This is a genomic window from Acinetobacter sp. NPDC052428, assembly GCF_044547685.1.
GTDB lineage: Bacteria > Pseudomonadota > Gammaproteobacteria > Pseudomonadales > Moraxellaceae > Acinetobacter > Acinetobacter lwoffii_G.
Genome location: NZ_JBIUAT010000003.1, coordinates 160,058 through 172,578, shown reverse-complemented (window position 1 = coordinate 172,578; position 12,521 = coordinate 160,058). Strand labels below are relative to the sequence as shown.

Below are 12,521 nucleotides of genomic sequence, written 5' to 3'. Positions count from 1 at the left end.
TTCTGTGACGGATTTCATACTATGTTGCAGTGTGCCTGTTTTTAGTTTGTATGCTCATTAAAAGATGCACCGCTTGACCATTTCAAGAGGTTGTTGTCTTGCATATAGCGAATAATAAATAGTGGATGTTTATGCAAGATCTTCTCAAAACTAAAAAATTCCAGTTAATCACGGAATCCAGTTGGAAACATCTCTGGTCTAAGCCAGTGTTTGAGTATCTGCATTCAGATCATTTCGACGGAAAACAGTTTCGTAATCTTGAGCATGCTTCTCTATCGCGCGGTCGCTTTGATTTATACAAATGGCTCATTACCCGAAAATCCAAGACCTGGAATGTCAATCTTGACGAAGAGCGTGCCGAGTTTTTTTCTCGTCCGCGCGCATTGCCACAGCAGCGTCCAGATGCAGCTCTGGATGACTGGCAAGTCTGGTTTATTGGTCACGCCACCACATTAATTCAGATCGGCCCCTATAACTTCCTGACTGATCCGGTTTGGGCTGAATATGCCAGTCCATCGGCTTCCACAGGGCCGCAGCGGGTCATTCCGGCTGGCATTGCTCTGGATGAGTTACCTCAGATTGATGCCGTACTGCTCAGCCATAACCATTATGATCATATGGATCTGGCTAGTCTGGAATGGCTGCACAACACTTTTGAGATGCCTATTTATACTGGTCTGGGTAATGCCTGGTATTTGCCAGAACATTATACCGTGCATGAAATGGACTGGTGGGAAAGTGCCTTTTTTGAAGAGATCCGGATTGTCTATACGCCGGCTCAACATGCCTCAGGGCGCGGCATGCGCGATCAGAACTGTGCACTTTGGGGAGGATTTTCTTTATTACATGGCAAGGAACATTGTTTTTTTGCCGGAGATAGTGGCTACGCCTCACATTTTAAAGAAATTCGTAAACGTCTGGGTGCACCGCGAATTGCCTTACTCCCGATAGGAGCGTATGAACCGCGTGAACTGATGCGCGCGATCCATATGAATCCGGAAGATGCCTTTCATGCCCATCATGACTTGCAGGCCAAATGTTCACTGGCGATTCATTACCGTACTTTTCAGCTCACGGATGAAGACCGGGATGCGCCGGAACATGAGTTGCATGAGATCATCAAGCATTCTTCCAAGTTGATTAATCCGTTTTATTGCATACGTGAAGGCAAACGAATTATTGTTTAAATATTTTACTCTGTTCCTGTTGGATGAGTTGAATGGCCACTACAGAAAGCATCAGCATGGCGGTATTCATCACCACAGGATTGAATGCTGCAGTAAGTTGCAACGGGGCTGTGAATGCAATCAGCAGTAGTAATCCAGCAAGTCCGATAATATTCAACCCATGCAAGAGTATGGACCGGTTCCATTTCAGAAAGCATAAGCCAAATAGCATTTCACATCCTCCGGAAAGTCCAACCAAGACTTTGGCCAGTGCCAGCTCAAAACCCATATTTTGCCAAATGCTAATTTCAGCGGGTGATTGGAACAGAATTTTTGGAATGAGTCCCTGATAGAGCCATAGTATGACCAAAGTCAGCTGGATAGTACGCAGTGGTTGTAGGAATACAGGTTTAGGATTCACGAACAGCTTCTTCCAGAAAATGGCGTTTATTTTCGCTGGATGGAATCAGGCAATACTCGGTTTTACCAAATAGCTTGTAACGATTTAAAGCAATCACACGATACAGAAAGTCGCGGATAAAACGCGGAACCAAATAACCTGCGCTCATTAAATTAAAAGGAAAACCGAGATGCTGCAGTACTTTCAGCAAGGCAGTCGATTCGGTATAGAGTGTGCCATCTTGAATGACGAGCATCGTGGTGTAATGTTCAGTGGGCATCTGATAATGTTCGAGCAGAGCTGTACCTAAAGGCGATTGGGCGGAAACCAGTTTAAACTGAATCTTTTTATCGTATTTAATCAGAAACCGTGTCCAGCCATTGCAGATTACGCAAACAGCATCAAATACAATGATGTCGTGTTGTTGAATGATGTCTTTAATATTCGGATGCATTGTTGTATTTCTTCTTGTGCTGACTTGCTTCTATAGTGCTTGATGCCGCAATAAAAAACCACCCGAAGGTGGTTTTTGTACATGTCTAAACTGGCTTAGAGAAAGCTAGGCAAACCTTTGGCTGGATCAGTTTCACGTGCTGCTTGGGCATCTGCTACAGTCATGCCGAGTGCTTGTGCTACGCCTTCGCCGTAGGCTGGATCACAGCTATAACAGTTGCGGATGTGACGGTATTTGATGAAATCTAGCGCATCACCCATCGCTCCGGCCGTGTTATTAAACAGAGCCTGTTTCTGCTGGTCATTCATCAGGTTGAACAGGGCGCGTGGCTGGCTGAAGTAATCATTGTCATCTTCACGGAAATCCCAGAAATCGGCATCACCGGTGATTTTCAGTGGAGGCTCTCTGAATTCCGGTTGTTCCTGCCACTGGCTAAAACTGTTCGGCTCGTAATGTGGCAATGAACCATAGTTGCCATCCATGCGGCCTTGACCATCACGGCGGTTCGAATGTACAGGACAACGTGCAGCATTGACTGGAACCTGTGAATGATTCACGCCAACACGGTAACGCGCTGCGTCGGCATAGTTCACTAAACGTGCCTGTAACATACGGTCCGGTGAGTAGCTGATGCCCGGTACAAGATTACTTGGTGCAAAGGCTGCCTGTTCTACATCCTGGAAATAGTTTTCCGGATTGCGGTTCAGTTCGAATTCACCGACTTCAATCAGTGGATAATCGCCCTTTGGCCAGACTTTGGTCAGGTCAAATGGATGATAAGGCACTGTTTCGGCTTCCAGTTCCGGCATGATCTGAACGTACATTTTCCATTTTGGATAGTCACCACGTTCGATGGCATCAAACAGGTCGGTCTGGCTGCTTTCACGGTCTTTGGCGATCAAGTCTGCAGCTTCAGCATCGGTCAGGTTCTGGATGCCTTGCTGGGTACGCATATGGAATTTTACCCAGAAGCGTTCATTTTTGGCATTGATAAAACTGAAGGTGTGACTGCCAAAACCATGCATATGACGGTAACCGGTCGGAATCCCGCGGTCGGACATGACAATGGTCACTTGATGCAAAGCTTCAGGCAACAGTGTCCAGAAATCCCAGTTATTGGTGGCGCTGCGCTTGTTGGTTTTCGGGTCGCGTTTGACTGCTTTATTCAGGTCAGGGAACTTGCGCGCATCCCGCAGGAAAAACACCGGGGTGTTATTGCCGACCAGATCCCAGTTGCCTTCTTCAGTATAGAATTTTAAGGCAAAACCGCGAATATCGCGTTCCGCATCGGCCGCACCACGTTCACCCGCCACTGTTGAGAAACGGGCAAACATTTCGGTTTTTTTGCCGACTTCAGAGAAAATTTTAGCGCGGCTATATTGGGTAATATCATTGGTCACGGTAAAGGTACCAAAAGCACCTGAACCTTTGGCATGCATACGACGCTCTGGAATCACTTCGCGGACAAAGTTGGCCAGTTTTTCATTCAGCCATAAATCCTGGGCAAGTAAAGGTCCACGCGCACCTGCCGTCATACTGTTCTGGTTGTCGACCACAGGGGCACCAGCTTCAGTGGTCAGGTGGGTGACAGGGCATTTTTTAAAATCTTGGCTCATCTTTCCTCTCCAAGTTTTGAATATCTTATGTCGTTTACCTAGTATTCATAAAATATTGAGATATATGCTAATCAGATCAGGTTTCGCTATATTTACAATATCTTTAAATAAAGGGTGTTACAGCACAAAACGGAATTCAGGGTATAATTGAGTGAGCTCACTCAAAAAATATTTTTAAATTTAATAAAGTTTAAAATGTTGAAAATTAAATGGTTACTCTTAAAAAGTAACGGGTTTTCCACTCTGTGACAATATCAAATTCTATATATTTTGAATAACTCGAATAATGAATGGGATTAAACGAAAATAACAATATCTAAGTCGATAATATGTTTTTATCAAAGGATAAAAATAATAAGTGAATAGTATTGTTTAAAATAAATTTTATAACTGATTTATTTTAAACGTTTTTTTAATCGAGTTTTGTTGGGCTGAAGAAACCCATAAAAATAATGAATGAAATAAGGGTGTTTTCTGGCTTTAACTCCCATTTTTGCATATAGAAAATCCTGGCTAAATGGGCTTTATTTTTGAAAAAGCATTGGCAAATATGCTTGAAAATTAGTCAGTCGGCTCTATAATTATCTCACTCCTTCCTCCAAATTATATAGAGAGCAAGATGGCCAAGAAAAAAACAGCCGAGCAGGTAGTGATCCACAATTTTGTGGCAAAACACATGCATGAAGTCAACAAAAGCCAGGTTTTTGTAGATCGAAAGAAAAATTCAAAACGTGGCTACAACAAGCACAGACAAGGGCGATATTCCATGGAAGATCGCCCTTTTTTAATGGCCGCTTAAGGTCTGTAAGGTGGCTGGGGACGACGTGGGGGCTGCTTAGGATTAGTTTTAACTGGAGAGAGCGGGGCGACAGGTCGGTTGTTACGAGTTTGCGAATATTGATTTGGATACCGGGATGATGTTGTCGATTCATCCGCGATTAAGTCATTAAAGAATTTATTGAGTTTGCTTTGCACTGGTGCTTTGTGGTGAGGGGAATGAGGCTGTGGTCTGGCCTGCTGAAAACTGGCAAATTGATCTTTTTGTTGGTGATAGAGTCTGGCAGCAATGACGGAGGGGTCATCTCTGCCTAAACGCCGCCGTTGCGATGCCGAAATTTCAATGCCCAATAATGGAGTCATTTTAGGCCGATCGGCATAGCTCATTGCTCGATTGCTGGCGTGGCGTATATAAGATGAACCGGAATTATGAGCTTCTTTGCGGGCAGCCAAGGCCGGTGCAAGAATGACCACATAGAACACCGCAAAAATCATGAACAGGATGACCAGAAATTCCATAACCACCTCTACCACTGTCGAGGGACTGGAAAAAGTCCCGTATTAGGCACTCACCATACGTGATGCAGATTTCACCATATCCCCTAAACCATGGGTTCTGAAATAATATTCTAGCCAGCTTTTTACCATGAGCGGATTGTCCATTTTTAACACATGTTGCAGCAATTCCTGTGCATCACTCATCGGAACATGACAAATGGTTTTACGTACCCGCAAAATATTACTTGAACTCATCGACAGGGTGTTAAAGCCCATGGCCATGAGCAAAACTGCAGACAGCGGATCGCCTGCCATTTCACCGCAGATACTGACCGGTTTTTCATTGCGATGACAGTCCTGTACCAGACGGGTCAGGGCACGCAGTACTGCAGGGTGTAAATGTGAATAGACATTCGCTACCCGCGGATTATTGCGGTCCACGGCCAACAGATATTGGGTCAGATCGTTGGAGCCAACCGAGAAGAAATCCACCAATTCGGAAAATTCATCAATCTGATATAGTACGCTGGGAACTTCCACCATAATACCGAGTTTAGGCTTGTTTACCTTGACCTGTTCTTCTTCCTGAATCGCCGCATGATCACGTTCCAGCAGATAGAGCGCTTCCTCGACCTCGCTGACACTGGTCACCATCGGCAGCAGAATATGCAGGTTATTCAGTCCGATACTGGCTTTGAGCATGGCGCGAATCTGTGAAGAAAAAATTTCCGGATGATCCAGGGTAAAACGAATGCCACGCCAGCCGAGTGCCGAATTTTCTTCTTCAATCGAGAAATACGGCAGGTCTTTGTCTGCACCAATGTCCAGCGTTCGCATCACCACCGGTTTATTGGCAAAATGACTGAGTTGCTGACGATAAATCGCACGTTGTTCTTCCTCGCCCGGGAAGCGGTCACGCAGCATAAACGGAATTTCAGAACGGTATAAACCGACACCTTTGGCACCGCGCTGCACGCCACGCACCACATCAATCATCAGGCCGGTGTTGACGTACAGTTTTACGGCGATGCCATCCGGGGTAATTGCATCTTTGGTTTCGTACTGACGCAAATCTTTGGCAATCTGTTCTTCTTCTTTTTGAATTTCTTTATAGCGACTGCGCAGGCGACGTGGCGGATTAATAAAGACCCGACCCTGATGCGCATCGACAATCATCTCCACATCATCGAGGGTATTGATTGGCAGTTCGGTTACACCGACTACGGTGGGAATGCCAAGGGCACGCGCCACGATCACCATATGCGAGTTCATGGCGCCTTCGGTAGTGACAATCGCGGCAATTTTATCCACGGGCAGTTCAACCAGTGCAGCCGTCGATATTTCCTCACCAATCAGAATACTTTCATCGGTCAATTCACGGTGACTGGCATCGGCTTCCTGTAAACGTGCCAGAATGCGGCGACCCAGATCTTTTAAGTCCGCCACTCGCTCACGTAAATAATCATCTTCCATCTGGGAAAATTGTGCCACATGATTGTCAATGACAATTCGCACGGCGCCTTGTGCCCAGTGACCTTCACGAATAAAGGCCTTGATTTCTGAAGGCAGGGCATTTTCATCCAGCATACGCAAGAACACGCTAAACAGTGCGCGTTCCTCGGCCATCAACGCATCCTGCATTTTGTCATCTAGCGACTGGATTTCTTCGCGGACTGAATTCAGGGCGTTATCTAATAGCTCCAGTTCTTCGCTAATGTCATCCGCTTCACGGTCAGGGACTGCGGCAAGATCTGCTGGCGGATAAAGAATCACTGCACGACCTAAGGCAATACCACCGGAGCCAGAAACTCCCTGAAAGGTTTTATAAGCGGGCAGGTTGCTCGGTTTACGGAATACATCGATATTGCCAACGGCATGGGCATGGGCGATGACGCCAGAAAGCTGCGCACAGAGTGTGACCAGAAAGGATTCAGCAGCTTCAGAAAAGTCCTGTGATTCTTTATTTTGAACCACCAGCACACCCATGACCTTACGACGGTACATCACCGGCACACCAAGGAAGGAGTTATAAATTTCCTCACCGGTTTCAGGTAAAAACAGGAAGCGCTCGTGTTTAGGGGCATTGTCCAGATTGACAATTTCCTCACGCTGCCCAACCAGGCCCACCAGACCTTCGCCGGTTTGCAAAGACACATGGCCGACAGATTCTGCATTCAGGCCTTTAGACGCCATGAGCAGATAACGCTGATTGCGTTCATCGAGGAGATAGATCGAGCAGACATCAACCTGCATGGCCTCGGCCACATGTTTGACCATAATGTCGAGTGATTCATGCAAACTGGTGGACGCATTGATCTCCTGAACAATACGTCTCAAGGTGTCCAGTTGCATATTCGACATAAGGTCTGCTCCGTCTATTCAGAATTTCAGTGATTAAGTTTATTTATAACAATAGCCGCGTAAAAAATCTGCATTATTTATGCGATTTTTTAAGGTTTTTGCTGGGGCAGTTGCTGACACAACTCCACCAGGGCTTTGCGGTAAACATCACGTTTGAAATTCACGACTTGACCGAGTGGGTACCAGTAACTGACCCATTGCCATTGATCAAATTCGGGCGGATCAGACAGATTCAACTGAATATGCTGAACGGGGGCCGTGAGTTTGAGTAAAAACCACTTTTGTTTTTGACCGATACAGACCGGATCAGAGTCCGTACGAATGTATCGATGCGGCAAACGATAGCGCAACCAGCCTTTGGTTTGCGCGACTATCTGGACGTGTTCGGGCAATAAGCCAACTTCTTCTCTCAGCTCACGATAGAGTGCCTGCTCAGGGGTTTCTCCATATTGGATCCCGCCTTGTGGAAATTGCCATGCATTATGACCAATGCGTTTTGCCCATAAAACCTGTCCAGCATCGTTTGCCAAAATGATCCCGACATTCGGTCGGAAACCTTCAGAGTCGATCATTTGGCTACCTAAAAATTGTTTAATTTATGCCTTTGCCATCGGGGAGCATTATTTCGTTATCCAACTCGAAAAAAGCAAAGTTTAAAAATGTTAAAATTGCTATGATCTTAACGAATTTCTATCGACTAGCGGAGATAGATTTACAATTTTTTTCTTAAATTTCAGTTTTAACGAGTATTTTCATGAAATTGGCGCTATTTGATCTCGATCACACCTTGTTAAACACGGATTCGGATCATTCTTGGGGAGAGTTTTTGGTCAGTGAGGGCCTGGTCGATCCAGTTCAGCATCGCGCCATGAATGACAAGTTCTATGACGATTATAAAAAAGGTGAGCTGGATCCTTATGCCTATAATGAATTTGTGTTCCAGTTTCTAACCCAACATGACAATGATTATTTGATTGAATTACATCAACTGTTCATGCAAAAAGTCATTCGTCCACAAATGCGTCCTGAAGGTTTTAAAGCCATTGAGCGCCACCGTGAAGCAGGGCATGCCTTAGTGGGGATTACCGCAACTTCAGACTTTATTACCGCACCCATTTTTCGTGAATTCGGAATTACTGAAATTATTGCCACCAATGCTGAAGTCATTGATGGGAAATATACTGGTAAAGTCATCAATACCGCATGCTATCAGCAAGGCAAGCTGGTGCGTCTGGAACAATGGCTGGAAGGCCGTGACGTAACCGAGTCTTGGGCTTATTCAGATTCGATTAATGACCGTTTCTTGCTGGAATATGCGGATCATGCGATTGCAGTGAATCCGGATGATCGCTTGGAAACTCTAGCCCAAGAACAAGGCTGGGAAATACAGGACTGGTCGATCTAATCACTCCGAACTCATTGATGTGATTATTAAGTACAACTTCGGTTGTGCTTTTTATTTGCCTCATTTGAATATTAATGTTTTTTCACAGTCCAGCTGAATCAGACATGCTATGCTCGAAAAACAGGACATGATAACAATAGTAGATTCTGAGGTATGAGATATGACTCACGTTCGACCACGTATGACACATCTGTTCCAACAGCTTGGCTTGGATGCCAGTGCAGAAGGTATTGAAACATTTATTCACGAGCATCAATTGCATAAAGATCTGACTTTACTGGATGCGCCGTATTGGTCAGAGGCACAACGTCAATTTTTAAGCGAGAAAATAGCCTCTGATGGCGAATGGGCGATTGTGGTAGATCAACTCAATGAATCCTTGCATGAAAATTCAACCAGTGAAGGATAAGATATAAAGCCAATCGTATGATTGGCTTTTTTAGACTATGACCTTACCTTTAGCGAATCCGTTTCCAGATCGTGACTTGTGACAGGGTATGTTGATACTTTCTGGCCGTTTCTCGAATCACAAAAGGCACATCTTGGGGTTCGTCCACCAATTCAAAGTGCTGGGTTAAAATGTTGGAAATACCAGCCAAAGTCGTGATCTTTTCCCCATCCTGCTGAAACCGCCCAGCCATTCGCTACGCGCCGTATGTTCTTCCAGCCAGGTATAGGGCGAACTCAGCATTAAAATTCCACCTATATTGATACGTTTATGAATCTGCAATAAAAAGTCTTTCGGATGATGCAGCCGGTCAATCAGGTTCGCTGCCAGAATAAAATCATAGTCGCTAAAATGTGCTTTCAGGTTGCAGGCATCGGCCTGAAAAAATTCCGTTTTTGACGCAAACTGTTCCAAAGCGACATCTTCAAGTGAACAGCTTTTTTCTTCGCTTAATTCACCTTCTAGCGGCAGCTGATAACGTACCCTATTGCCTTGAGCCAAATAGACTGCCTGCTGGATAAAACGTGCTGAGAAGTCCAGACCGGTCACCTGATCAAAATAGTGTGCCAGTTCAAAGCTGGCGCGGCCGGTAGCACAGCCAATATCTAAGGCACGATGACATGGCACTTGCTGAAAATAGGGTTGTGCCAGATCGACCAGTGTTTTGGCAAAATTAGCGATACCAAAATATTCGGGGCCGTACTGGAATTCCAGATATTGGGAGACCAGCTGGTCGCTTTCATAGTTCGAAGGGAAATGTTGCAATGCTTGATCAGAAGCGACGTAGCGAAAACCAGCGTGCTGGAAGAAATGCCGTCTGAAGGCATAGCGGGAACTATATAAAGCTTCATTGCCCGCCGAAATCCAGGAGCCACCTTTCATCAGGTTATGGCGACCATCAAAGGTTGGTGTACTGAAATCATCATAAAGCGGATGCACCTGAAAACCCTGAAATGGATAGATCGGGGTTTCAGTCCACTGCCAGACATTGCCTTGAATATCGTAAAAATCACCCTGCTTGAAATGATCCACCGGACAGGAGCTGGTGCCGTATTTCAACTCGATATTGGCCTGTTCAGGACTTTGTAAATCTGGATCCAGGTCTGAAACGGCATACAGGCGATACCATTCATCTTCAGTCGGCAAGCGAATGGTTTTTCCAAGCTGTTGCGATTTCCACTGACAAAAGGCCTTGGCTTCATGATAATTCACTTCTACCGGCCAATCCCAAGGCATCGGCACTTCTTCCAGCATCAGTCGCAGTGACCAACCCAATACAGTTTTGCGCCAGAAACAGGGATGAGCAGCTTGTGAAAATTGCAGCCAGCCTAGACCTTCTTCACTCCAGTAGTGTTCGGTCTGATAGCCATCAGCTTCGACAAAGGCCAGAAATTCCTGATTCGATACCAGATATTTGGAGGCTGCAAAAGCTGCAACCTCGGCTTGATGCAGGCCGTATTCGTTGTCCCAGCCATAAAATGGATGGTTAAAATCTTTCTGTAGATGCACCTTACCTTCAGGCACATCCAGCAAACTATTATCCGGAGCCATGCCAGTAATGATATTGGCGCGCCACTGCGGATGCTGGCGTACATGTTCCAGAGCATGCTGGCGGATCAGCACGGAAGAAGTTTCCAGATGAATCCGTTCATGCTCAATGCCCATGATGATGGTCCACCAGGGGTTTTGCCAGTTTAAGGGCAGAGTCAGCGGAGCATGTTCAAGGATGTTCAGGATCAGGGCACGCACTTGATGCCGATAATCACGGACTTCCTGCACGGTAGGCCAGTCATAGTGCACTTCATCCAGATCGTCCCAGCTCATCTCGTCTACACCGATCGCGAAGATACTTTCAAAATGCGGATTTACGCGTTCGCTAATTAGCTTGCTGAGCAGTAGTTTATTGACAAAAAAAGTGGCGGTATGCGCAAAATAAAAAATTAGCGGATGACGTAAAGTAATTGGTTTGATGAAAAAAGCATCTTCATGCTTGAGGCATTCAAACAGCTGCTCATAAGTGTCAAAGGTATTCAGGAAATATTCGCGCAGGCAGTGCCGGGCAGTCTGTTCGTCGGCAAAATCAAGTGCCGGCGTGGGCAGCAGCATCGGTTTGGCCGAAAGCCATAGGCTGCTTGTATTGGTTTTATCTTGAGAGTGGGATTTTAGGGGAGAATCGAGCTGCATCCGTCAGGCTCCATCGAATAGTTTTAAGCATTCCTCTGCACTGCAAAAGAATGGAATTGTCTTAAAAATACTCGAAAGATATCGCCAGATGGGGTGTATTTAGGTAACAAAATGCTGCACCGTTTTGGATGCAGCATGTTGAGAAAAAATTTAAATAGACAGGGAGGCGCCTTGCATGAGCTGAACCAAAGCCTGTGCCGCTTTGGACTGCGTACGACCCGGATGCCAGACCATACCCAAGCGACGGTTCATTTCCAGATTAATATCCAGCTGGTGCAGGTCATGATTGACCAAAGTTTTTGGCAGTACCGACCAGCCTAAGCCAATCGATACCAGCATCCGGATCGATTCCAGCGGATTGTTACTCATACTGACTTTCGGTTTGATGCCCTGTTTCTCAAATTCGGCCAAGGTGATTTGCGAGGTATAGGTCTGTGATGAGGGCAATAGACTCGGGTAGTCGAGCAAATCTTCCAGACACAGATTTTTTTGCTGCGTCAGCGGATGAAACGGTGCCACCACAAAGACCAGAGGATCATTCCAGATAGTCACGTAATTTAGACGCGCATCACCACGGGGCGGCAAGGTTAAAAATGCTAGCTCCAGATCGCCGGCAATCACCTGTTCATGTGCTTGCTCGGAATCAACAAAATGCACATCCAGGGTCACGTCCGGATATTCCTGGACATAACGGCGCAAATGACTCGGCAGATGATGCAGGCCAATATGATGACTGGTACCAATTTTCAGTTTGCCCTGTACCTGACCCTGTTCATGGCTCAAAGTATAATGAATATCCCCGAGTTCATTCAGCCAGTTTTTCACTTTAGGCAACAGGGAGTGCGCCGCATGGGTGGCCTGTACGCCACGTCCGGCAGATTCAAACAGCTTGACCCCAAAGTATTCTTCGAGACTATGAATACGTTTGGTAACAGCAGGCTGGGTAATGAAGAGCTGATCTGCGGCCAGAGAAATCGAACCGGTTTCCATGACTTTCACGAAGGCTTCAAAGGCTGCGAGATTCATCTTAATCACCTATAAAGAATTTTTATGTGTAAATCTATTATTGTTATATTTTAAGAATAAATCAAAGTAAAATTAGCTCATTGATGTTGCAGTGTTGAATTACTATATATTTTCAAAGCTTTGGCATTTTAAAAACTAAAAAAGACCACCTATGCAGGCAGTCTTTCATCAGGAACCTCGACAGAA

The 12,521-nt window shown here is 45.6% G+C and carries 11 protein-coding genes and 1 pseudogene; 4 read left to right on the top strand and 8 right to left on the bottom strand.

Annotation, left to right across the window (positions count from 1 at the left end; genetic code table 11):
• The first annotated feature begins 131 nt into the window (after positions 1-131).
• On the top strand, positions 132-1,187 hold the full coding sequence (locus ACIG3F_RS03930; protein ID WP_004278509.1) for an MBL fold metallo-hydrolase: 1,056 nt from the start codon (positions 132-134) through the stop codon (positions 1,185-1,187).
• On the opposite strand, the gene ACIG3F_RS03925 is transcribed toward ACIG3F_RS03930, so the two are convergent.
• The 3 genes from ACIG3F_RS03925 to ACIG3F_RS03915 form a co-directional block, all read right to left on the bottom strand.
• On the bottom strand, positions 1,177-1,587 hold the full coding sequence (locus ACIG3F_RS03925) for a DoxX-like family protein (RefSeq protein ID WP_071850443.1): 411 nt from the start codon (positions 1,585-1,587) through the stop codon (positions 1,177-1,179). The genes ACIG3F_RS03930 and ACIG3F_RS03925 overlap by 11 nt on opposite strands.
• Positions 1,577-2,020, bottom strand: coding sequence for a thiol-disulfide oxidoreductase DCC family protein (locus ACIG3F_RS03920; RefSeq protein WP_253147735.1), 444 nt, complete (start codon positions 2,018-2,020; stop codon positions 1,577-1,579). The genes ACIG3F_RS03925 and ACIG3F_RS03920 overlap by 11 nt, the downstream gene beginning before the upstream one ends.
• Positions 2,021-2,115: 95 nt before the next feature.
• The gene (locus ACIG3F_RS03915) at positions 2,116-3,636 is read right to left on the bottom strand and encodes a catalase (RefSeq protein ID WP_253137598.1); all 1,521 of its coding nucleotides are present in this window, start codon (positions 3,634-3,636) and stop codon (positions 2,116-2,118) included.
• Positions 3,637-4,255: 619 nt separating this feature from the next.
• Between ACIG3F_RS03915 and ACIG3F_RS03910 the strand changes: the two genes are divergently transcribed.
• Entirely contained in the window at positions 4,256-4,435 is a 180-nt protein-coding gene (locus ACIG3F_RS03910; protein WP_004278505.1) for a hypothetical protein, read from the top strand.
• Here the strand turns inward: ACIG3F_RS03910 and ACIG3F_RS03905 are convergent.
• From ACIG3F_RS03905 to ACIG3F_RS03895, 3 genes are all read right to left on the bottom strand, one after another.
• Complete coding sequence (locus ACIG3F_RS03905; protein ID WP_396469416.1) at positions 4,432-4,932, bottom strand: hypothetical protein; 501 nt, start codon at positions 4,930-4,932, stop codon at positions 4,432-4,434. The genes ACIG3F_RS03910 and ACIG3F_RS03905 overlap by 4 nt on opposite strands.
• 42 nt (positions 4,933-4,974) lie before the next feature.
• Positions 4,975-7,272: a phosphoenolpyruvate--protein phosphotransferase gene (gene ptsP / locus ACIG3F_RS03900; RefSeq protein ID WP_396469415.1), complete on the bottom strand. Its 2,298-nt coding sequence runs from the start codon at positions 7,270-7,272 to the stop codon at positions 4,975-4,977.
• 89 nt (positions 7,273-7,361) lie between these two features.
• Positions 7,362-7,844, bottom strand: a complete 483-nt coding sequence (locus ACIG3F_RS03895) for an RNA pyrophosphohydrolase (protein ID WP_004278502.1) — start codon at positions 7,842-7,844, stop codon at positions 7,362-7,364.
• A 182-nt stretch (positions 7,845-8,026) separates the two neighbouring features.
• Here ACIG3F_RS03895 and ACIG3F_RS03890 point away from each other — a divergent pair, with 182 nt between their 5' ends.
• Both ACIG3F_RS03890 and ACIG3F_RS03885 read left to right on the top strand, forming a co-directional pair.
• Positions 8,027-8,677: an HAD family hydrolase gene (locus tag ACIG3F_RS03890; RefSeq protein ID WP_396469414.1), complete on the top strand. Its 651-nt coding sequence runs from the start codon at positions 8,027-8,029 to the stop codon at positions 8,675-8,677.
• Positions 8,678-8,837: 160 nt separating this feature from the next.
• Positions 8,838-9,086, top strand: a complete 249-nt coding sequence (locus ACIG3F_RS03885; RefSeq protein ID WP_004278500.1) for a DUF2789 family protein — start codon at positions 8,838-8,840, stop codon at positions 9,084-9,086.
• Between the two features lie 49 nt (positions 9,087-9,135).
• Here ACIG3F_RS03885 and ovoA read toward each other — a convergent pair.
• A pseudogene (gene ovoA, locus ACIG3F_RS03880) lies at positions 9,136-11,309 on the bottom strand (5-histidylcysteine sulfoxide synthase).
• Between the two features lie 150 nt (positions 11,310-11,459).
• The gene (locus tag ACIG3F_RS03875; protein ID WP_004647380.1) at positions 11,460-12,335 is read right to left on the bottom strand and encodes a LysR family transcriptional regulator; all 876 of its coding nucleotides are present in this window, start codon (positions 12,333-12,335) and stop codon (positions 11,460-11,462) included.
• Positions 12,336-12,521: the final 186 nt, after the last annotated feature.